At 52.1% G+C, this 22109-nt stretch carries 24 protein-coding genes; all 24 read left to right on the top strand.

The window, feature by feature from the left end:
- The first annotated feature begins 274 nt into the window (after window positions 1-274).
- The 24 genes from EVJ28_RS01895 to cccA all read left to right on the top strand — a co-directional run bounded on the left by EVJ28_RS01895 (window position 275) and on the right by cccA (window position 21969).
- Window positions 275-919 carry a class I SAM-dependent methyltransferase gene (locus tag EVJ28_RS01895; RefSeq protein WP_131469708.1) on the top strand — a complete coding sequence of 215 codons (645 nt, stop codon included), beginning with the start codon at window positions 275-277 and terminating at the stop codon, window positions 917-919.
- Entirely contained in the window at window positions 916-1383 is a 468-nt protein-coding gene (locus tag EVJ28_RS01890; RefSeq protein WP_016508081.1) for an S-ribosylhomocysteine lyase, read from the top strand. Before EVJ28_RS01895 ends, EVJ28_RS01890 begins: the two co-directional genes overlap by 4 nt.
- A 1-nt stretch (window position 1384) precedes the next feature.
- On the top strand, window positions 1385-2323 hold the full coding sequence (locus tag EVJ28_RS01885) for a PLP-dependent cysteine synthase family protein (protein ID WP_131469707.1): 939 nt from the start codon (window positions 1385-1387) through the stop codon (window positions 2321-2323).
- Window positions 2289-3446: a bifunctional cystathionine gamma-lyase/homocysteine desulfhydrase gene (locus EVJ28_RS01880; RefSeq protein ID WP_071397776.1), complete on the top strand. Its 1158-nt coding sequence runs from the start codon at window positions 2289-2291 to the stop codon at window positions 3444-3446. The genes EVJ28_RS01885 and EVJ28_RS01880 overlap by 35 nt, the downstream gene beginning before the upstream one ends.
- Before the next feature lie 147 nt (window positions 3447-3593).
- On the top strand, window positions 3594-4457 hold the full coding sequence (rarD, locus tag EVJ28_RS01875) for an EamA family transporter RarD (protein ID WP_236634008.1): 864 nt from the start codon (window positions 3594-3596) through the stop codon (window positions 4455-4457).
- 77 nt (window positions 4458-4534) lie between these two features.
- Entirely contained in the window at window positions 4535-5200 is a 666-nt protein-coding gene (gene deoC / locus EVJ28_RS01870; protein WP_070326989.1) for a deoxyribose-phosphate aldolase, read from the top strand.
- Between the two features lie 79 nt (window positions 5201-5279).
- Window positions 5280-5474, top strand: a complete 195-nt coding sequence (gene rpsU / locus EVJ28_RS01865) for a 30S ribosomal protein S21 (RefSeq protein WP_286203271.1) — start codon at window positions 5280-5282, stop codon at window positions 5472-5474.
- A 33-nt stretch (window positions 5475-5507) separates the two neighbouring features.
- Window positions 5508-5957 carry a GatB/YqeY domain-containing protein gene (locus EVJ28_RS01860; protein ID WP_070326991.1) on the top strand — a complete coding sequence of 150 codons (450 nt, stop codon included), beginning with the start codon at window positions 5508-5510 and terminating at the stop codon, window positions 5955-5957.
- 136 nt (window positions 5958-6093) lie between these two features.
- The gene (locus EVJ28_RS01855) at window positions 6094-6606 is read left to right on the top strand and encodes an NfeD family protein (protein ID WP_070326992.1); all 513 of its coding nucleotides are present in this window, start codon (window positions 6094-6096) and stop codon (window positions 6604-6606) included.
- Window positions 6603-7583: a flotillin-like protein FloA gene (gene floA, locus EVJ28_RS01850; RefSeq protein ID WP_016508066.1), complete on the top strand. Its 981-nt coding sequence runs from the start codon at window positions 6603-6605 to the stop codon at window positions 7581-7583. Before EVJ28_RS01855 ends, floA begins: the two co-directional genes overlap by 4 nt.
- Before the next feature lie 5 nt (window positions 7584-7588).
- Entirely contained in the window at window positions 7589-8053 is a 465-nt protein-coding gene (locus tag EVJ28_RS01845; protein WP_131457991.1) for a hypothetical protein, read from the top strand.
- 127 nt (window positions 8054-8180) lie between these two features.
- Complete coding sequence (locus EVJ28_RS01840) at window positions 8181-9143, top strand: PhoH family protein (RefSeq protein WP_370253379.1); 963 nt, start codon at window positions 8181-8183, stop codon at window positions 9141-9143.
- 17 nt (window positions 9144-9160) lie between these two features.
- Complete coding sequence (locus EVJ28_RS01835) at window positions 9161-11242, top strand: HD family phosphohydrolase (RefSeq protein ID WP_236633362.1); 2082 nt, start codon at window positions 9161-9163, stop codon at window positions 11240-11242.
- Complete coding sequence (gene ybeY, locus EVJ28_RS01830) at window positions 11220-11696, top strand: rRNA maturation RNase YbeY (RefSeq protein WP_131457992.1); 477 nt, start codon at window positions 11220-11222, stop codon at window positions 11694-11696. Before EVJ28_RS01835 ends, ybeY begins: the two co-directional genes overlap by 23 nt.
- The gene (locus EVJ28_RS01825; protein WP_131487882.1) at window positions 11693-12034 is read left to right on the top strand and encodes a diacylglycerol kinase family protein; all 342 of its coding nucleotides are present in this window, start codon (window positions 11693-11695) and stop codon (window positions 12032-12034) included. Before ybeY ends, EVJ28_RS01825 begins: the two co-directional genes overlap by 4 nt.
- Window positions 12035-12068: 34 nt before the next feature.
- Window positions 12069-12977 (top strand): GTPase Era, encoded by a 909-nt coding sequence (gene era, locus EVJ28_RS01820; RefSeq protein WP_070326997.1) that lies wholly within the window; start codon window positions 12069-12071, stop codon window positions 12975-12977.
- Between the two features lie 3 nt (window positions 12978-12980).
- Entirely contained in the window at window positions 12981-13730 is a 750-nt protein-coding gene (gene recO, locus EVJ28_RS01815; protein WP_131457993.1) for a DNA repair protein RecO, read from the top strand.
- Window positions 13731-14010: 280 nt separating this feature from the next.
- Window positions 14011-14913 carry a glycine--tRNA ligase subunit alpha gene (gene glyQ / locus EVJ28_RS01810; RefSeq protein WP_016508054.1) on the top strand — a complete coding sequence of 301 codons (903 nt, stop codon included), beginning with the start codon at window positions 14011-14013 and terminating at the stop codon, window positions 14911-14913.
- Window positions 14906-16960 carry a glycine--tRNA ligase subunit beta gene (gene glyS, locus EVJ28_RS01805; RefSeq protein WP_131487880.1) on the top strand — a complete coding sequence of 685 codons (2055 nt, stop codon included), beginning with the start codon at window positions 14906-14908 and terminating at the stop codon, window positions 16958-16960. The genes glyQ and glyS overlap by 8 nt, the downstream gene beginning before the upstream one ends.
- A 21-nt stretch (window positions 16961-16981) precedes the next feature.
- Window positions 16982-17611, top strand: a complete 630-nt coding sequence (gene ccpN, locus EVJ28_RS01800; RefSeq protein WP_070327000.1) for a transcriptional regulator CcpN — start codon at window positions 16982-16984, stop codon at window positions 17609-17611.
- Window positions 17598-18440: a pyruvate, water dikinase regulatory protein gene (locus EVJ28_RS01795; RefSeq protein ID WP_131458002.1), complete on the top strand. Its 843-nt coding sequence runs from the start codon at window positions 17598-17600 to the stop codon at window positions 18438-18440. The genes ccpN and EVJ28_RS01795 overlap by 14 nt, the downstream gene beginning before the upstream one ends.
- 110 nt (window positions 18441-18550) lie before the next feature.
- Window positions 18551-20368 carry a DNA primase gene (gene dnaG / locus EVJ28_RS01790; RefSeq protein WP_236634022.1) on the top strand — a complete coding sequence of 606 codons (1818 nt, stop codon included), beginning with the start codon at window positions 18551-18553 and terminating at the stop codon, window positions 20366-20368.
- Between the two features lie 35 nt (window positions 20369-20403).
- On the top strand, window positions 20404-21498 hold the full coding sequence (gene rpoD / locus EVJ28_RS01785) for an RNA polymerase sigma factor RpoD (protein WP_016508087.1): 1095 nt from the start codon (window positions 20404-20406) through the stop codon (window positions 21496-21498).
- Window positions 21499-21630: 132 nt separating this feature from the next.
- Window positions 21631-21969 carry a cytochrome c550 gene (gene cccA, locus EVJ28_RS01780; RefSeq protein ID WP_070327002.1) on the top strand — a complete coding sequence of 113 codons (339 nt, stop codon included), beginning with the start codon at window positions 21631-21633 and terminating at the stop codon, window positions 21967-21969.
- Window positions 21970-22109 lie beyond the last annotated feature (140 nt).

Here is a 22109-nt window from a genome sequence, read left to right as displayed (position 1 = left end):
CGAACTGATAATCCTTGGTTTTTTCGAAATAAAGGGTAATGAATTTGAACAAGTTTAAAAATTCTGACAATTACTTTCGGCCTATCTTTTACTAAAACAGCTAGGTCTAAATTCACGCGTTCAACTCAAGTTTCAAAATTGGGGCGTGATATGCCCTCGAATAAAATGATCCGAACAATTCGCTTGAGATTTTTTTGGAAAATTGGTATGGTCTGAATAGATAAAACATATAAAACTTATCGACATAGTCGGAATAAAGCGGTGGGGTGGAGCAATGGGATTACAGTTCATGGACATTTTTAAGGAATGGGCAACGCAATACGACACGACCGTGGCCGGACATGACGAGCAATATAAAGAAGTGTTCGCAGGTTATGAGGAGATGTTGAGCGAGGTCGTGGATCATCTCGAAGGGAAGGTCATGGAGTTCGGAGTCGGGACCGGGAACTTAAGTATGAAGATTTTAGAACGTCACGAGCTGGTTGCGGTCGAACCGTCACCGGAGATGCGGGCTGTCGCCGCCGAAAAACTTGAGATTGATATTATCGACGGTGACTTTTTAAACTATCCGACGACAGAGCAGATAGATACGATCGTGTCGTCATACGCATTTCACCATCTGACGGATGAAGAGAAACGGACAGCGATTCAAGGTTACGTCGAGCAGCTCGATTCACCGCGATTCGTCTTACTCGACACGATGTTCGCCTCGCAAAAGGCGAAGCGAGACATTCTCGACTGGGCGAGCGGGAACGGTTACGACGATTTAATCGAAGACTTGAACCGTGAGTTTTATCCGTACACGCAAACGATCCAAGCAATGCTCGAAGCGAACGGCTATACGGTCTCGCTGACACAAAAAAATAAATTCGTCTGGCTCGTCGTGGCTACGAAACAATCTGGAGGAACTCAATCATGAAAAGTTATAAAGTCGAAAGTTTTAATTTGGACCATACTAAAGTACAAGCGCCTTACGTCCGTTTAGCGGGTGTGAAAAAAGGGACGGCCGATACGATCTATAAATACGACATTCGTTTCATCCAACCGAACGAGGGACTCATGCCGATGCGGGCCGTCCACTCGCTCGAACACTTGATCGCTGAAAATAGCCGCAGTCACTCGGAGCAAATCGTCGACGTCTCGCCGATGGGTTGCCAGACTGGTTTTTACTGGACGATGTTGAACGATGGAGACTACGAAGCGATGCTCAGCCTCGTCGAAGCGACGTTGCGTGATGCGGTCGCTGCGGAAGAGTTGCCGGCGCAAAACCCGATCCAATGCGGAAGTGCCAACCACCACGACTTTGAGGGCGCAAAAAAATTAGCGGCCGACATGCTCGCGAAACGTGACGAGTGGCACATCATCTTTAAGGACGAAGCGTAATATGCTCGTCAACAACGTCTATGAACTGATCGGGGACACGCCGCTGCTCGAGTTACGGACGTTGCCTGTTCCGAAAGGCGTTAAAATATACGGCAAGCTCGAGATGATGAATCCAGGCGGGAGTGTGAAAGACCGGCTCGGGCTTCATTTGATCGAACAAGCGCTTGAACGCGGCCAACTCGAACGAGGTGGCACGGTCGTTGAGCCGACGGCCGGAAATACTGGTATCGGACTCGCCCTCGCCTGTCAGCGGTACGGAGTGAACTTGATGACGGTCACGCCTGAAAAGTTTAGTCAAGAGAAGCAAGCGCTCATGTCATTGCTCGGCGCGACTGTCATTAACACGGAAACCGAGCTCGGGATGAAGGGTGCGATCGAGCGGGCCAAAGAGTTGGCGCTTGAACATAACGCCTATTTACCTGAACAGTTCTCGAATCCGGATAACCCGGATACGTACGTCGATTCACTCGCCGAAGAGCTATTGCAAGATATACCGAATATCGACGTCTTCATCGCCGGCGCGGGCTCGGGTGGCACGTTCACTGGGGTGGCCGCGGTTCTAAAAAATCACGGCACCCGCAACGTCGTCGTCGAGCCCGAAGGATCAATCCTAAACGGTGGGCAACCAGGGCCCCATAAAACAGAAGGAATCGGTGTCGAGAAGTGGCCTCCATTTTTAGATCGTGAACTTGTCGACGGGATCTATACGATTTCTGATGATGACGCGTTTTATTACGTCGCCCATTTGGCGAAGCAAGAAGGGCTGCTCGTCGGAAGTTCGTCCGGTGCGGCCATCGCCGCCTGTGTGCAAGAAGCAAACCGGATGACCAAAGGTGTCATCGTCACGATTTTACCGGACAGTGTCGAACGATATTTAAGTCAAGGAATAGTCAAGGAGGCAGAACATGCGTACAAAAACAGCGCTTATTCACGGCGGTAAGACGACGGACCCGTTGACGGGTGCCGTGACACCAGCCATCTATCAAACGAGTACTTATAAACAAGACGGAATCGGCAATTTGCGGGACGGGTATGAATATTCGCGGACGGCTAACCCGACGCGGACGGCGCTTGAGACGCTGATCGCCGACATCGAAGGCGGGGCGCGTGGTTTTGCGTTCGCTTCAGGGATGGCCGCCATCTCAACGATTCTCATGTTAATGAAATCAGGGGACCACGTCATCGTCGGTTCTGACGTATATGGGGGAACGTACCGTGTATTCAATCGAGTATTTCAATCACTTGGCTTGGAAGCATCTTTTGTCGATACGTCTGACGCGGCGGCAGTCCGCGAAGCCGTCCAACCGAACACGAAAATGATTTATGTCGAGACGCCGACGAATCCGCTCTTGAACGTCACGGACATGCGGAGTGTGCGTGACATTGCGACCGAGGCTGACGTCTTGTTCGTCGTCGACAATACGTTCATGACACCGTATTTCCAAAATCCGATTGAGTTCGGTGCGGACTACGTCTTGCACAGTGCCACGAAATATTTAGGCGGGCATAGTGACGTCGTCGCCGGTCTCGTCGTCGCCCGGACCGAAGAACTTGGGGAACGTTTGGCGTTCCTACAAAACTCGGTCGGAGCCGTGCTCGGGCCGCAAGACAGCTTCCTCGTCGTGCGCGGCATCAAGACGCTCGCGGTCCGGATGGAAGAAATCGAGACGAACGCGCTCGCACTCGTCGAGTTCTTGACGTCTCACGAGGCGATCAGCCGGGTGCTGCACCCGAGCATTGCCAGCGAGACGGCGAAACAAGTCCATCTGTCACAAGCCCGAGGCTTTGGCGGCATGATCGCTTTTGACGTCGGATCGGCCGAAGCGGCAGAGACGGTCGTTGCGAAAACGAACTACTTCACGCTCGCTGAAAGTCTCGGTGCGGTCGAGAGCTTGATCAGCGTGCCGGCACGGATGACACATGCCTCGATTCCGGCCGAACGTCGGGCAGAACTCGGCATCACGGATGGGCTCGTCCGTATCTCTGTCGGACTTGAAGATGTGAACGATTTGATTGAAGACTTGGAGCAAGCACTTGCGGCCTTGACGACAATCACGAGCTGAACGAACGTGTGACAAGAGGTGCGCTCTCAGAGCGCGCCTCTTTTGTCGTGGGAAGGGTGGAAGAAATCGCTTGAATGTCCGAAACGCATCGACTAAACTGACGATAATTGATTAGGAGAGCGGGTGAACGGATTGAATAAAGGAGTCATGCCCACAATCGGTGCGTACGTCATGTGGGGCATCCTGCCGATCTATTGGAAGTTTCTACAGGAAATACCGAGCAGTCAAATCCTCGCCCACCGTATCGTCTGGTCGTTTCTATTCATTTTACTCGTCTTGAAATGGACGAAACAGTGGACTGAATTCAATTATGCGCTCAGACATCGGGCGACGCGGAACGCCTTTATGTTGAACGGCTTTATCGTCAGTGCGAACTGGTTTGTCTACATATGGGCGGTCAATCACGGCTATATCATCGAGGCATCGCTCGGATATTACATCAATCCGCTCGTCAGCATGGTGTTAGGTGTCCTCGTTTTTCGGGAATCATTAAACCGAGTCCAATGGCTCGCGGTCGGTGTCGCGACGGTCGGGGTGCTCGTCTTGACGTTCGGTTATGGGTCGTTCCCGTGGATTGCTTTCGTATTGGCGAGTACGTTCGGGTTTTACGGGATGGTCAAAAAACGGCGGCCGCTTGCGTCGACGGTCAGTCTAGGCATCGAGACGCTCGCGGTCGTTCCGGTCGCGGTCATCTTCCTCGCCTTCGAAACGTCGCGCGGCGGGCTCACGATGACGGGCGAACCGATTGTTTGGGCCGCGCTCTTAGGCACGGGCGTCATGACGGCGTTGCCGCTCCTGTTGTTCGGTTACGGGGCGCAACATATCCCGTTCACGCTCGTCGGTTTTTTACAGTTCATCGCCCCGACGCTCAGTCTGGCGATCGGTGTCATCTTGTACGATGAACCGTTCACGACGTATCATATCTTCGCGTTCACATGCATCTGGATCGCCATCTTTTTCTTCAGTTGGAACAGCTGGGTCCAAACGCGAAAACGCCGTCAACTTGCATGAAGTGAAAGCTGTTACATTTCTCAAAAACATGATAATATGTTAGATGTCAGACCTATATGTCAGAGGAGGAATTTATTATGGAATTAGCACGTTATATCGACCACACGGCCTTGAAGGCAGAAACAACGAAAGATCAAGTCACAAAACTATGTGCAGAGGCACTTGAGTACAAATTCGCGAGCGTTTGTGTCAACCCGACATGGGTCGCTTACGCTGCCGAGCAACTTAAATTAGATGAGGACGTCAAAGTTTGTACGGTCATCGGATTCCCGCTCGGTGCGAACACACCTGAAGTGAAAGCGTTCGAAACGAAAGATGCGATTGCCAACGGCGCAGACGAAGTCGACATGGTCATCAACATCAGTGCGATGAAAGACGGCGATTTCGACCTCGTCGAACGCGACATCCGTGCCGTCGTCGAAGCAGCAAACGGTACGCTCGTCAAAGTCATCTTTGAAACGTGCCTGCTTACTAAAGAAGAAATCAAAAAAGCGGCTGAGCTGTCAGTCAAAGCGGGTGCAGACTTCGTGAAAACGTCGACTGGATTCTCAACTGGCGGCGCTACCGTCGAAGACATCCGACTCATGCGTGAGACGGTCGGACCGGATCTTGGCGTCAAAGCATCAGGCGGCGTCCGTGATTTCGCAGGCGCACAAGCGATGATCGATGCTGGTGCAACGCGCATTGGCGCTTCTGCTGGAATTGCCATCGTCACAGGCGGGCGTTCGGACAGCGATTATTAATTGAAGTAGTAGTTGACCACACGACTTAATTTCACTATAATGTGGTATGACGTGTGAAACACGTTTCCTTAGTCGTGTAATTCGGAGGGAGGGAAAACTAGTGGAAACTCGTGTCCGTAAAAACGAATCGCTTGAAGACGCTCTTCGTCGTTTCAAACGCGGTGTTGCGAAAGATGGCACTCTTGCCGAAGTTCGCAAACGTCGTCACTACGAAAAGCCAAGCGTAAAACGTAAATTGAAATCAGAAGCTGCTCGCAAGAACAAGAAATTCTGATTGAAGTTTCTTTTGTAGAGAGGGTGTTGGCTCATGAGTCTGCAAGAACGCTTGACGGACGACATGAAGCAAGCCATGCGCGCTAAACAGAAAGATCGTCTCACGACGATCCGGATGGTCAAAGCGTCGCTCCAGAACGAGGCCATCAAACTTGGTCGACAAGATCTTACTGAGGAAGAGGAGCTCACGGTGCTCAACCGAGAGATGAAACAGCGCAGAGACTCCCTCCGAGAATTCGAAAGCGCTGGTCGTGAAGACCTTGCTTCTAAAGTAGCTGATGAAATTGTCGTACTAGAGGTCTACATGCCTAAGCAACTCTCTGAAGACGAAGTCACAGCAATCGTCAAGGCAGCAATTGCCGAGACGAACGCTGCGGGTCCGTCCGATATGGGTAAGGTGATGGGCGTCGTCATGCCACAAGTTAAAGGCAAGGCTGACGGTGGTCTTGTGAACCGAATTGTCAAACAACAATTGACGAATTAATGATAAAAGGCAGGGATCTTTGGAGAAATCCAAAAGTTTCTGCCTTTTTTTGCGTATTATGAAACCACATTCAATCTTGTTTCGTATACACTAGAGATAAGAGGTAGCTTTGGATTTGGAAGGGGGTAGCAATACGATGACATTTGGTCTCGGAGTGATTCTGACGGTGTTTTTCGTCGGGATTGTCCTTCTTGGAATTGAAGTGTTCGTTGCCGGTTTTGGATTGTTCGGGGTCCTCGGGATAGGCGCCGTCGTGGCGAGTTTGATTATGGCAGGTGCCACGATCGGGCAGCTTTGGCTGTCACTTGGTTTAGCGACGGCGCTTGTTGCGGGACTCGGTTTTTGGGCGTACCGTCGACTTCAGTCGAATCGCTCACTCATGTACAAAGGCTTGATTTTGACCGATTCGACGTCGACTGATAAGGGGTATTTGTCTCATGACGACCGTAAGAGGTTGCTTGGGAAAGTCGGCGTCACATTGACGCCGCTTCGTCCAGCAGGTACTGCTGAGATTGAAGGCGAACGAATCGACGTCGTGGCAGAAGGTAGCTATCTCGATGAACAAACAAAAATTGAGGTGTATAAAGTCGACTCGGGACGCGTTGTCGTCCGACGCTTTGTAGAACCGAAGGAGGATGTAACAGAATGACACCAGAACTATTAAGCACGTTACTCATCACAGGTGGGGGATTGATCGCGCTCGCCGTGTTCTTCACGTTTGTACCGGTCGGCCTGTGGATCAGCTCGTTTGCTTCAGGCGTCCACGTCTCCATCTTCACATTGATCGGGATGCGACTTCGTCGCGTCGTCCCGTCTAAAATCATCAACCCGCTCATCAAAGCCGTCAAAGCAGGCATCGGCTTGAACACGAACCAGCTCGAGAGTCACTTTTTAGCCGGCGGTAACGTCGACCGTGTCGTCAACGCTTTGATCGCGGCGCACCGTGCCGATATCGAATTATCGTTCGAACGTGCCGCCGCCATCGACCTTGCTGGCCGGAACGTGTTAGAAGCCGTTCAGATGTCGGTTAACCCGAAAGTCATCGAGACACCGTTCATCGCCGGTGTGGCGATGGATGGGATCGAAGTGAAAGCGAAAGCGCGGATCACGGTCCGGGCCAACATCGACCGCCTCGTCGGGGGTGCCGGTGAAGAAACGATCATCGCCCGTGTCGGTGAAGGGGTCGTCTCGACGATCGGTTCGCAACATAACCATAAACACGTGCTTGAGAACCCGGACATGATTTCACGTACCGTATTGACGAAAGGTCTCGATTCAGGGACGGCGTTTGAAATCTTGTCGATCGATATCGCCGACATTGATATCGGTAAAAACATCGGCGCGGTGCTCCAAACCGACCAAGCCGAGGCAGATAAGAAAATTGCGCAGGCGAAAGCTGAGGAACGTCGCGCGATGGCGATCGCCCGCGAGCAAGAGATGAAGTCATCGGTCGAAGAAATGCGCGCCAAAGTAGTCGCGGCCGAGGCGGAAGTTCCGCTCGCGATGGCAGATGCGCTCCGTAACGGCAAGCTTGGGGTCATGGATTACGTCAACTACTTGAACGTCCAAGCGGATACGCAAATGCGTAATGCGATCGGGCACCCAGTCGAATCTGATAGAGAGTAATCGATATGGATGGATTATGGATCTTACTATTAGTCGCCTTCGGGGTCGCTTCCGCGGTCATGAAGCGACTTGAGAAGTCGTCATCTACAGGAGAAAAGCCACCGAGCACGGATCTGAAACGGTATTTGGATACGGTCGGCGACATGATGAAAGAAGTCGATGGACCACTCAACGATCCGCGAGACGAACGACAGAATAAAGTACCGCAAAAAGTTCGTCGTCGTGTCGCGATTCCGGTCGAAAATTCAGACCGGCACGAGTTTGATCCGAATCGGCACGCACCAAAGTCGCGTGAGTCGCTCCCGAAAGTGAGCGCTGCGTTCGAACAGGCAGTCAAAATCCCTCCGATAACGGAAGCGACCGATTCACGACAGACAGCGCAACCGCGCATTACGATGAAGCAAGCGCGTCAAGCCATCGTCTGGAGTGAGATTCTTCAGCCGCCGGTCTCGAAACGCCGCCGTCGGTAATTTTTTAGCAGTGACTCGATGTCGCTGCTTTTTTTGTGGCTCGAGCTAACGGTCTTTCTTTCACGAACGGCATGATAGTGCTAAAGTAAAGAAGGAACAATCTATAGATGAGGGGGAGAAACATCCATTGATTACGACAGATAAGATACCGTTCGTCATGGAACATGCGAGCGAAGGGCAGGCACTCCTCGGACCGAAAGACGAGGTGTTCCGTGCGATCGAGGCCGAGCTTGCCGTCGCACTTACGCCTCGTGGCGAAGAGCTGATCATCCAAGCCGACAGCGCGGAGACGCTCGAATTGACGAAAAGTGTGATCAAGACGTTGCAACAACTCGTTAAACAAGGTGCACGGTTGAACGAGGGCGATGCGATCAGTGTCATCCAACATATTAAGATCGGCAAAGGGGAAGAACTGCTCGAACATTATGGCCGCGTCGTCTTCACGACGAACAAAGGAAAACCGATCCGGGCGAAGACGGTCGGACAGAGCCGTTACGTCCGGGCCATCGAGAAACGCGACCTCGTGTTCGGGATCGGGCCGGCCGGGACCGGGAAGACGTATTTGGCGGTCGTCCTGGCTGCGCGGGCGCTGAAGGAAGGTCAAGTGAAACGGATCATTTTGACGCGTCCTGCCGTCGAGGCGGGTGAGAACCTCGGTTTCTTGCCGGGTGACTTAAAAGAGAAAGTCGACCCTTACTTACGACCGCTCTATGACGCCTTGTTTGACGTCTATGGTGTCGAACACACGAACCGTCTGCTCGAGCGAGGGACGATCGAAGTCGCCCCGCTCGCTTACATGCGCGGACGGACGCTTGAAGATGCGTTCGTCATTTTGGATGAGGCGCAGAATACGACGAAAGAACAGATGAAAATGTTTTTGACACGGCTCGGGTTCGGGTCGAAGATGGTCGTCACCGGTGATTTGACGCAAGTCGACTTACCGAGAGGGAAAGCGTCGGGGCTTCAAGAAGCGCTCCATCTCCTCGAAGGAGTCGACGGGATTCACTTCGAACACTTTAGCGCCTCAGACGTCGTGCGGCATCCACTCGTCAAAAAAATCATCAACGCCTACAGTACAGATATTACATGACGAAAGGGGGGGCACTGATGCAGCAAGCACGTCATTGGACGGTCGCCACAATCTCCGTCCTCTTTTTTCTCATCCTTGGCGCGATCCTCTACTTTACGGTGCGCCCATCAATCATCAGCGTAGAGCCGCTTGGCATCGCCGCACAAGATATCCGCTCCCCGATCACGATCGAGGACAGGGTCGCGTCGGACCGTCTGAGACAAGACGCGACGAACGCCGTCGGGAGTCAGTTCTCATTACGCCGTGAATTCGCCGATCAACAGATTGCCAAAATCGAGCAATTGTTTGCGGCGTTCGAAGACACGGATGAGGACACTGAACTGTCTGATATCAAAAATCGATTGAACTCTACAGAAGTGAACGGGCTCCTTGCAGACGATGAGTTGAACTCACTCCTGGAGGCGACCGTGAACACGCGTCGTACCGTCGAAGACGTCGCCGTGACGGCGCTTCAAGAAGTCATGGCGAATCGGATCGAAACGAGTTCCGAGTCGATTGCCGAGGCGAGAGACCGGGCGTCGACGGTCATCGACCAATCACCGTTGTCGTTAGAATTCCGAGCGGTCGCGACGAGTTTAAGTGACCAACTGATCGTCCCGAACTATGTTTTCGATTCGGAAGCGACTCGTCAGAAAGAACAAGAAGCGATCGACGCCGTTGAACCGGTCATCATTCAAGAAGGACAGCTCCTCGTCAACCAAGGGGAAGTCGTGACCCGTGAAATCTATCGGAAGCTCGAATTGACCGGTGCGATTGACCCGAACCGTTCGTTCGCGCCTTTGTTCGGTGCCTATTTGCTCAGCGGACTCTTGACGGTCGGATTTTTATTCATGCTGATCCGTTCAAAAATTCAAGAACTTTTGCTCCGACCTAAAATTTTGATTACTGTCTATGGCCTACTATTGCTGCAACTAGGTATTTTCTTCGGCGTCGGTTATATCGGGATCGAGTTCACGACGTATGCGTACGTCATCGCCCCGACGGCGTTCGTCGTCTTATTGCTCCGTATCTTAGTCGATGAACGGGTCGCGTTGGCTTCGGCGCTCATCACGATGATCGCTGGTTCAATTGTTGCGAGCTTTGGCCAAAATACGAGCTTTATGACGGTCGTTTACTTTGCGACCGGGAGTTTCCTGGCTGTCTTTTTGGTCGAACCGAAGATTCAACGGAAACGCTTGTTCCTTTCAGGCGTCTTGCTCGGAATCATCAACATCATCATGGTGCTCGCGCTCCTGTTCTTGCGGAACACGCAAGTGACGTGGGAGATGGTCGCCTATTTATCCGGTTTCGCGATCACGAGCGCCTTGTTGTCGATCGTTCTCACGTTCGGCTTCCTGCCGTTTCTAGAGCCTTGGTTCGGCGTGTTGTCGTCCGGACGCTTAGTCGAATTGATGAGCCCGACGCACCCGCTGCTGCGAAAACTGTTGATGGAGGCTCCGGGTACGTATCACCATAGCATGATGGTCGCCAATCTCGCCGAGTCGGCGTGTGAGGCGATCGGGGCCGACGGTCTGCTCGCCCGGGTCGCGAGCTATTATCACGACCTCGGCAAGACGGAACGGCCGCTCCACTTTATCGAGAATCAACAAAACGGCGTGAACCCGCACGACCGGCTCACACCGGAAGAGTCGGCCGACATCATTATGGCGCATCCTTACGACGGCTCTGATTTGTTGCGGCGCTATAAACTGCCGAAAGAGATTATCGACATCGCCGAGCAACATCACGGGACGTCGCTGCTCAAGTTCTTTTATGTGAAAGCGAAAGAGTCACGAGACGTGTCGGAGTCACGCTTCCGTTACCCGGGACCGAAACCGCAGTCGCGTGAGGCGGCGGTCGTCATGATCGTCGATTCGATCGAAGCAGCGGTCCGGTCGCAAAAACAGCCGACACCGGAGCGGATACGCCAGCTCGTCAGCTCGATCATTCGCGACAAGCTCCAAGACGGTCAGTTCGAAGAGTGTGACTTGACGACGAAGGAAGTGTGGCGTGTCGGCGAGAGTGCGTGCGAGACGTTGACCGGCTTGTTCCATGAACGGATCGAATACCCAGAACTAAAGAAAGAAGGCGAATTACATGCAAATCATCTCGAACGATGAACAAGGGCTGTTGACCGAGTCTCAGCTCGAGTTAGTCGAATCGATTTTAGTTCACGCGGCCTCGGCGGAACAAGTCGAAGAACCGAGTGAACTGTCAGTCACGTTTTTAACGAATGACGAGATTCAAGTCATCAACCAGGAATGGCGCGGCAAAGACGCGCCGACGGACGTCATCAGTTTTGCGTTTGACGAGATGGGAGAAGAAGAGATGGACTTCATGCTCGATGAGGATGAACCTCGTCTATTGGGCGACATCGTCATCTCGGTGGAGCGGTGCCGCGAGCAAGCGGCGGACTACGGTCATTCGTTTGAACGCGAACTCGGCTTCTTGGCGATCCATGGCTTTCTCCATTTGCTCGGCTACGACCATATGACGCCAGAAGAAGAAGCCGAGATGACGGCGCGTCAGGAGCAAGTGCTCGCTCACTTTGAGTTGAAGCGAGGCGAGGTGTGAATCCGTTCTGGTTTGCGGTGCGCGGGATCGTGCACGCAGTGCGAACCGAACGGAACATGCTGATTCACCTCATTGCAAGCTTGCTCGTCGGATTGTTTTGTTGGTGGCTCCCGACGACAACGCTTGAAAACCTCATCTTGTTCGGTTGGGTCGTGCTTGTCATCGCTCTCGAATTGATGAACACGGCCGTCGAACGGACGGTCGATCTCGTGACGAAAGACATCGAGCCGCTCGCCAAACAAGCGAAAGACGTCGCGGCGGGCTCGGTCCTCGTCGCTTCGGGCGGAGCAGCCGTAACAGCGCTCGTCATTTTCGGACCGTATTTATTCGCTTTATAATCAATGTATTGGAAATTTAGAAAGCAGGTGCACTATGTATCAAGAAGGTTTTAAATCAGGTTTTGTTTCAATTATCGGACGTCCGAACGTCGGGAAATCGACGTTCTTGAACCGGGTCATCGGTCAAAAGATCGCCATCATGTCAGACAAACCCCAGACGACACGTAACAAGGTCCAAGGTGTCTATACGACAGACGACACGCAAATCATCTTCATCGACACGCCAGGGATCCATAAACCGAAGCACCGTCTCGGCGACTTCATGATGAAAGTGGCGACGAACGCGTTGCGCGAAGTCGACGCGATTTTGTTCATGGTCAACGTAACAGAGCCGCGTGGTGCCGGTGACGAGTTCATCATCGAGAAGTTGAAAGGACTCGACACACCGATCATCCTTGTGATGAACAAAATCGATTTGATTCATCCGGACGAGATCCCTGCTGTCATCGAACAGTATACGAATCAACTTGATTTCGCGGCGTACGTTCCGATTTCAGCCTTGCAAGGCAATAACGTCGAACCGCTCATCGGTGAGATCAAGAAGCTGCTACCAGAAGGGCCGATGTACTATCCGGCTGATCAAGTGACGGATCACCCGGAGCGCTTCATCATCTCGGAACTGATTCGCGAGAAAGTGCTCCATAACACGCGCGATGAGATTCCGCATTCGATCGCGGTCAACATCGAATCGATCAAGAAACGAGACAACTCGGACATGGTCGACGTCGAAGCCGTCATCATGGTCGAGCGTGACTCGCAAAAAGGAATCGTCATCGGCAAGAAAGGTGCGATGCTCCGTCAGGTCGGGACGGAGGCGCGTCATGACATCGAGCTCTTGCTCGGTACGAAAGTGTATTTAAACTTATGGGTGAAAGTCCAAAAAGATTGGCGCAATAAGATGGGCCAACTCCGTGACCTCGGGTTCCGCGACGACGAGTATTGAGCCATGTTACAAAAAGTCACGGGCATCGTCATTCGGACCGTCAATTACGGTGAATCCAACAAAGTCGTGACCCTCTTCACAGAAGAGCTCGGGAAAGTCGCCGTCATGGCACGCGGTGCGAAAAAGCCGGGGAGCCGGCTGCACGCAGCGAGCCAACCGTTCGTCGAAGCCGTCTATATCTTCCCGGCGAGCCGCGGTCTCGGTCAACTCAAGTCGTCTGACGTGATCACGTCATACCCGGAAATCCGTAAAGATGTCGAGCGGATGGCGTATGCCGTGTACTTGCTCGAACTCGTCGATAAAACTGTCGAAGATCGAGTCCCGAATCGGCCATTATACCGAATTTTGAATGACGCGCTCCAAGCGCTGAACGCCGGAATGGACCCTGAGATCATCACCCATCATTTCGAACTCAGAATTATGTATCTGCTCGGCGTCGCCCCGGTCTTGACCGGTTGTGTGCGGTGCAATGATGTGACCGACCCGATGTTCTTTTCCGTGACGTCGGGCGGGTTTCTCTGTTCGCGCCACCAAGAGGCAGGGTCGATTCAGATGAGTGAGCGGCTGGCAAAGTTACTTTACTTGTTGAGCCGGCATGAGTTGTCAGAGTTTAGTAACGTCCCGTTGACGAAGGAGACACGTCTCCTGTTACGGCAACTGTTTGACGCCTATATGGACTCTTACAGCGGACTGAACCTCAAGACGAAACGGGTCCTCGATCAGATGCAGCGACTTTACTTGAACGATGATTGACAATTCATGCAAGGTTCGATACCATAATCTACGATTAGACAAATGAAATAGCGTGCGCTGTGAGGGAAAATGAGTAGTTCTTAAATCATGGGTAAAGCGAGTTCGGGAAGGTGAGAGCCGAACGCCATGAAGAGAGCGAATGGCGATTCCGGAGCGCCCCAATCCAAAGAGTGGCCTCGATACCGAGGCAAGTAGGGTGGAACCGCGGGTAATCCCGTCCCTATGTGCATGGCACATAGGGGCGTTTTTTGTCGTTTCAATACTTTTGGAGGTGTCACATATGAAGCACAAAACGGTGCAAGAAATCATTCTCACGTTGCAAAATTTTTGGGCGTCGAAAAACTGCCTGACGATGCAAGCGTATGACGTAGAAAAAGGGGCCGGAACGATGAACCCGATGACGTTTTTACGGAGTCTCGGACCAGAGCCGTGGAACGTTTGTTATACGGAGCCGTCACGCCGTCCGGCTGACGGTCGATACGGGGAAAACCCGAACCGTCTGTATCAACATCACCAATTCCAAGTCATCATGAAGCCGTCCCCAAACAACATTCAAGAACTCTATTTGGAGAGTTTGGAGTTGATCGGTATCAACCCGCTCGAACACGACATTCGCTTCGTCGAGGACAACTGGGAAAACCCGACGTTCGGTGCGGCCGGACTCGGTTGGGAAGTATGGTTGAACGGGATGGAAATCACCCAGTTCACATACTTCCAACAAGTCGGCGGGATCGAGTGCGACCCGATCGCCGTCGAGATCACGTACGGTCTCGAACGTCTCGCGTCATATATTCAAGAAGTTGAGAGTGTGTTCGACCTCGTCTGGACAGACGGTTTCAAGTATGGCGATATTTTCTATCAGCCAGAGTTTGAACACTCGAAGTACACGTTTGAGCTGTCAGACGTCGATATGTTGTTCACGTTGTTCGATACGTATGAGAAAGAAGCGAAGCGGGCGCTCGAGGAAAACCTCGTCTTCCCGGCGTACGATTACATCTTAAAATGCTCGCACACGTTCAACCTGCTCGACGCGAAAGGCGCGATCTCGGTGACGGAACGGACCGGTTTCATCCAACGTGTCCGCAACATGTCGCGGGCATGTGCGGCCAAATTTATCGAAGAACGGGAACGCCTCGGCTTCCCACTCCTTAATCAAGAGAAAGCAGGTGCCTTGGATGCGTGACCTTTTACTAGAAATTGGACTTGAAGAACTACCAGCCCAATACGTGCTCCGCTCGGAGAAACAGTTAGGAGAGCGCGTGGCGGCGTTCTTGTCGGACGCCCGCGTCGACTTCGGAGCTGTCACGGTCTATTCGACACCACGTCGTCTCGCTGTACTCGTTCGTGACGTCGAGGAGAGTCAACAAGATTTGACGGAGACGCTCCGGGGACCGGCTAAAAAGATTGCGCAAGATGCAGACGGAAACTGGTCGAAAGCGGCAGCGGGATTTGCGCGTGGACGCGGACTGTCAGTCGACGACCTTTACTTCGCGGAAGAAAAAGGGGTCGAATACGTCTTCGCAGATCGTCACGAGTCAGGTCAGCCGACGGCTTCATTACTTGGCGGCCTTGAAGACGTCGTCCGCGGCATGACGTTCCCGAAAAATATGAAATGGGGTACGAGCAGCCTCCGCTACATGCGTCCGATCCGCTGGTTAGTCGCCATGTTTGGGACAGAACAGATCGATTTCGAGATCGAGGGCGTCCAAACAGGTAACGTGACACGCGGACATCGCTTCTTAAGTAAAGGCGACGTGACAATCTCATCACCTGACCGCTATGTGGCCACGCTCGAACAAGAGTTTGTCGTCGCATCTTACGACGACCGTCGCGAACGCATCGAACGTCAAATCGAACAGTTGGCGAATGAACAAGGATGGACGGTGCCACTTGACGCGTCGTTGCTTGAAGAAGTGACGAACCTCGTCGAATGGCCGACAGCTCTGTTCGGTGAGTTTGACGCGAGCTACCTCGACCTTCCTGAAGAAGTGTTGATCACGACGATGAAAGAGCATCAGCGCTATTTCCCAGTCTATATCGGTGACACGCTCCAACACTATTTTGTGACGGTTCGTAACGGTAACGCAGACCATCTGCAAAACGTTGCCAAAGGGAACGAGAAAGTCATCCGGGCACGACTCGCCGATGCCGTCTTCTTCTATGAAGAAGATAAAAAGACGAAAATCGACGACCAGCTCGACCGTCTCGATCGCATCGTCTTTCATGAGAAGCTCGGGACGACAGGCGCGAAAGTTCGCCGCGTCCAACAACTCGCGCTCACGCTCGCTCCACTGTTCAATGCCGATGCTCAGAAAGTCGAACGCGCTGGGGAAATCCATAAATTCGACCTCGTTAGCCAGATGGTTTACGAATTTACCGAGCTTCAAGGCGTGATGGGAGAAAAGTATGCACTCCAGCAAGGTGAGGACAAAGAAGTTGCGGCCGCGATCCGTGAGCACTATATGCCACGCTTCGCCGGAGACGCTTCACCGGCCACGCCGACGGGGGCCGCGCTCGCACTCGCGGATAAACTCGATTCGATTGCTGCGTTCTTCGGGGTCGGCATGATTCCAAGCGGTTCACAAGATCCGTTCGCCCTTCGCCGCCAAGCGCAAGGAGTCGTTCAAATTCTTGGAGATTGGCACGTCGATCTACCAGTCGACAAATTACTTTCACAAGTTGTCGAATCTCAGGTGGAAGCAGGACTTTATGATGCCGATAAAGAACAAGTCAAGGCGCAACTTAATGACTTCTTTATGCTCCGCTTGAAGTATCGTCTGCAAGAGAGACAAGTACGATACGACGTGATTGACGCCGTTCTCACGACTGGTCTGACTGTCGAACAGCTCGACGCTCGCGCGGAGGCGGTTCAAAACATGCTGTCAGACGAGGCGAAACAGTTGATCGAGCAGTTGACGCGCGTCGTCAATATCGCTAAAAAAGGCGAACCAGGACTAGTGGATCCGGCCCTGTTTGAGAATGCTGAAGAGAAAGCCCTTCACGCCGCGGTCGAATCAACGTTGCCCGAGACACATGAAGCGGTCGAAGTGGGCGACTACATGCGTGCCATCACATTACTTCGAGCGCTTGAACAACCGATAAGTGCTTATTTTGAAAATACGATGGTCATGAGCGACGTAGAAACGATTCGCCATAATCGTCTCAGTGAGATGAAGCGACTCGCTACGACGATCGAGCGTGTTGCTGACTTCAGCGCGCTCGTACTCTGATTAAACTAGAGGGGGTTGGCTATGCAGCTGAATGAACGCCAACAGAAGATTGTTGAGATTGTGAGAGTGAACGGACCGATCACGGGAGAGCAGATTGCTCAAGAGTTATCGCTCACCCGTGCCACGCTCCGCCCTGATCTTGCCATTTTGACGATGACTGGGATATTAGAAGCAAGACCACGCGTCGGCTACACGTTCGTCGGCAAACGAAATTCATCGCTGCTCCGCGAAAAACTTGATTCGCTGACCGTTGGTGATTTCATGTCGTCCGCGAAAGTCGTCAGCAATGAAATGACCGTGTATGATGCGGTCGTCACGTTGTTCTTAGAAGATGTCGGGTCGTTGTTCGTCGTCGGAAAAGACAATGAACTTGTCGGGGTGTTGTCCCGCAAAGATTTACTGCGGGCGGCCATCGGCAATCAGGACCTCGACCAATTGCCTGTCAACGTCATTATGACACGGATGCCGAATATTACCGTTTGTGAAAAAGGTGAGACGCTCATTCGGGCCGGGATGAAGTTGATTGAGAAACAGATTGACGCCATGCCTGTCGTCGAAGAGAAGGATGGTTCGCTCATCGTGCTCGGCCGAATGACGAAGACGAACATGACCAAGGTGTTGATTGCACTTGCCAACGATGAATCGTTCTGAGGAGGAAATTGGTTTGATAAACAAACAACTCGTATTTGTCGTGAGTGACTCTGTCGGAGAAACGTGTGAGCTCGTCGTCCGGGCGGCAAGCATCCAATTCCATGAGAATGCGATCGAGACACTCCGGATTCCTTTCGTCGAAGACGAACAGACGATTCATGATGTCGTCACGCAGGCTAGAGCCCAAGGAGCGGTGATCGCCTTCACGCTCGTTAACGAAGAACATCGCTCATTGCTCGTGTCGCTCGGTAAAACGTATGACGTCAAAACGATCGACCTGCTCGGTGATCTCCTCGACATCTTATCGGGAAAACTGGGGGAGAGTCCGCGTGAGAAACCGGGTCTGATCTATCGTCTAGACGAGGATTACTTCCGTAAAATCGAGGCGATGGAGTTTGCCGTCAAGTATGACGACGGACGCGATCCGCGTGGCTTGAAAAAGGCTGATATCGTCCTCGTCGGTGTGTCTCGCACATCGAAGACGCCGCTGTCACAATATTTGGCGCTAAAACGTTATAAAGTCGCTAACGTCCCGCTCGTGCCGGAGTCGCGTCCGCCCGAAGAACTGTTTGAGCTGTCACCGGATAAGTGTGTCGGTTTGATCATTTCGCCGGACAAGTTGATTTCGATTCGAATGGAGCGTTTGAAATCGCTCGGTTTAAAACCGGAAGCGGATTACGCTCAACTCGAGCGAATCAATCGGGAACTCGAGTACGCGCGAGGGATATACGAACGAATCGGCTGCGAGGTCATCGATGTGACGAATAAGGCGGTCGAAGAGACGGCAGGGATCATTTTACGTCAGCTTGAACAGTCGAAAGATGACTGAGCGCTCGCATTAGTAATCGACGCGTGTTAACGGTATAATAGAGTATTGACACGATAGTGAAACGGAACGTGGTGAGCGTTCCGTTTCGTTGCGAGATTGGATAGGGAGTGGTGGAGTTGCCACGGATACCGGATGAAGTCATTGCGGAAGTGAAACAAGCCACGGATATCGTGGACTTGATCAGTGAACGCGTTGAATTGAAGAAACAAGGCCACCGTCTTGTCGGACTTTGTCCGTTCCACTCGGAAAATAGTCCTTCTTTTTCCGTATCGCCTGAAAAAGGCATGTATCATTGTTTCGGTTGCGGTGCTGGCGGGAACGTCTTTACGTTCGTCATGGAAACGGAAGGGTTGTCCTTCCCGGAAACGATTGAGCGCTTAGCGACACGGGCAAACATCGCTGTAGAAGGGGTGGCCGGTGACGAAGAGCTGACACGCGATCAAGTCGTTCGTAAACAAATGCGTGATGCTCATCGGATCATCGCCGACCTGTATCACGAGGTATTGATGAAAACCGAGGCCGGAGAAGTCGGCTTGACTTATTTACGTGAACGCGGTTTGGCCGAGACGACGATCGGGCAGTACAAAATCGGATACGCCCCTGATCAACGCCGCTTCACCGTCGATTCACTCGAGCGAAGAGGGTTCGACCTAGAAGTCATGGTCGAGGCAGGACTTATTTCTAAATCTAGATCCGGTGAATATTTTGACCGGTTCGAAGGAAGGGTCGTCTTTCCGATTGCGGATCGAGACGGCACAATCGTCGGATTTAGCGGCCGTGCGATTGACGACAGACAGCCCAAGTATGTAAATACGGCGGAGACACCACTCTTTAACAAGAGTGAGCTGTTATTTGGATTTTCACAAGCACGTGCATCGATGCGGAAACAAAAACGGGTGCTCCTCGTCGAAGGGAACGTCGATGTCCTCCAAGTCGCCCAAGCCGGGACGGCCGAGGTCGTCGCTTCACTCGGGACGGCATTTTCATCGCAGCATGCCCGGGCGTTGTCACGGATGGTCGATGAAGTCGTGATTTGTTACGACGGAGACCATGCCGGACAAGAGGCGACGCTCAAAGTCGTTCGCATGCTCGAGGCGTATCCGCTCGACGTCCAAGTGCTCATGCTACCGGAGAAGACGGACCCGGATGATTATATTCGGACGAACGGTCGGGAGCAATGGCAACGTTTTGTCGAATCGGAACGCTTATCCGTCCTCGATTTCATGAACCGGACGCTTCGGCGCGGGAAAAATATGAATCGAGAAGGAGAACGGATTCGGTTTATTGAAGCGATGCTTGGGGAAATCAGCAAGACGGACAACTCGATTCGCCGCGATTTATATTTAAAAAAATTGGCGAACGAGTTTGACATTCCTGTCGAAACGCTAGCGAATCGAATGCCGCGACCGGTGTCGAGCCAAGTGCAGGCATCGCCAGCGCTTCGTGAACCAGAACCAATCCGTAAACGATCGAGTAAGGCGAATGAACCACGTTTTGTGAAGGCCGAAAAATTACTGTTACGGGCGATGCTCAGCGGACCGGAACGGGTTCGCTTCGTCCGCGACCGACTCGGCCTAGCTTACCAAGATGAGATTCATCGCATGTTGGCGACGGCGTTTTATGAGATCGTTTCAGAAGATATGACGCTTGAAGAGTTTGAGCAGGTCATGCCGCCTTTTATGGAGCGTCACTGCGACCAACGTCCTGACTATGCCAACCGCTATGCAGAGATTCGGCTCATGTCAGCGCCTGATGATCTGACTGAAGAGGTTTTAGATGAATACATTAAGGTGATAAACAGTTATGAGGAACAGCGTCAAATCGAGCGAGCAAAAAGGGAAATCGGGCAGGATGCCGAAAGTATAGTAGACCAGGCATCGAAGCTACAAGAATTGATTACCCGGAGTCGCCGCTTACGTGAACGATGAACGTGAAGGAAGTTTGGAAGGAGTTGAACTGCTAGATGGCAGAGAAGAAAAAAGAGGATTTATTTAACGCCATAGACGAACTTGAAAAGTTGGGGAAAAAGAAGGGTGTCGTATCGATGCAAGCGATCCAGGATCGCCTCAGCCATTTTGAGGTCGATTCAGATTTTATCGATAACTTCATTGAAGATTTAGAAGGCAAAGACATCCGCGTCACAGAAGATGCGGCCGATGCCGAAGAGACTCCTACGAAAAAAGAAGACGAAGAGGTCGACTTGAATGATCTGGCTGTACCGCCAGGAATTAAAATCAACGACCCGGTCCGGATGTACTTGAAAGAAATCGGCCGTGTCGATTTGTTGAGTGCCAAAGACGAGACCGAACTCGCGAAGCGAATCGAGCAAGGCGATGACGAGGCGAAAAAACGTCTCGCTGAAGCCAACCTTCGTCTCGTCGTCTCGATCGCGAAACGCTATGTCGGTCGCGGTATGTTGTTCCTTGACTTGATCCAAGAAGGAAACATGGGTCTGATCAAGGCAGTCGAGAAGTTCGACTACATGAAAGGGTTCAAGTTCTCGACGTATGCGACGTGGTGGATTCGTCAAGCGATCACACGTGCCATCGCCGACCAAGCCCGAACGATCCGGATTCCGGTCCATATGGTCGAAACGATCAACAAATTGATCCGTGTTCAACGTCAATTGTTGCAAGACCTCGGGCGTGAGCCGGCTCCTGAAGAGATTGCCAAGGAAATGGAATTGACGCCTGAGAAAGTTCGTGAGATTTTAAAAATCGCGCAAGAACCGGTGTCGCTTGAAACACCGATTGGTGAAGAGGACGATTCGCACCTCGGTGACTTCATTGAAGATCAAGATGCGATGGCACCTCAGGATGCAGCAGCCTACGAGCTGCTCAAAGAACAACTCGAAGACGTGCTCGATACGTTGACAGACCGGGAAGAGAACGTACTCCGTCTCCGCTTCGGGCTTGATGACGGTCGGACGCGCACGCTCGAAGAAGTCGGTAAAGTGTTCGGGGTCACGCGTGAGCGGATCCGTCAAATCGAAGCGAAGGCGTTACGGAAGCTCCGTCACCCGAGTCGCTCGAAACGCTTGAAAGACTTCCTCGATTAATCGTGTTTTTGAATAAAATGTGAAGTTTTAGAAGAAAGGAAGGAAAATGAGTGATTTTCCTTCCTTCTTTATTGTTTTTTGAGTAAAATAGTGATGGGTAGAAATTTGGAAAGAACATGAGGGGGAAATACAATGCGTAATCCATTGTTACCGTTTGCAGCGATTGCGATCGTCGCAATCATCGCTATGGTCTCATTATCGTATTTTGGCGTAAACCAAGCGCAACAAGCCGCTGAAGGTCCAGCCGTCACCGAGATGAACCCGGAAGACTTGTACGCTGCTAAAGGCTGCACAGGTTGCCACGGCGGAAATCTTGAAGGTGGCGTCGGTCCGGCGTTGACTGGAGTCGGAGAACGTTTGTCTGCTGAAGAAATCGCGAACATCATCGTCAACGGTCAAGGTACAATGCCGGCCGGTCTCGCGTCTGCCGAAGAAGCCGACGTGCTCGCGACATGGTTGATCGAACAATAAGGGTGAGGCGTACTGAACTGAACCCTGAATGATAGACACTTGATAAAAAGTGCTCATTCAGGGTTTTTTGTGTGCGGTCGAATCGATATAATGAACCTATTCATTCAGACGGGGGAACGCATCCATGAGTAAAATCATCT

The sequence above is a fragment of the Exiguobacterium sp. SH3S3 genome, from assembly GCF_004337115.1.
Taxonomy (GTDB): Bacteria; Bacillota; Bacilli; order Exiguobacteriales; family Exiguobacteriaceae; genus Exiguobacterium; species Exiguobacterium aurantiacum_A.
The sequence above is the reverse complement of the archived record's forward strand: the minus strand, read 5'-3'. Positions and strand labels throughout refer to the sequence as shown.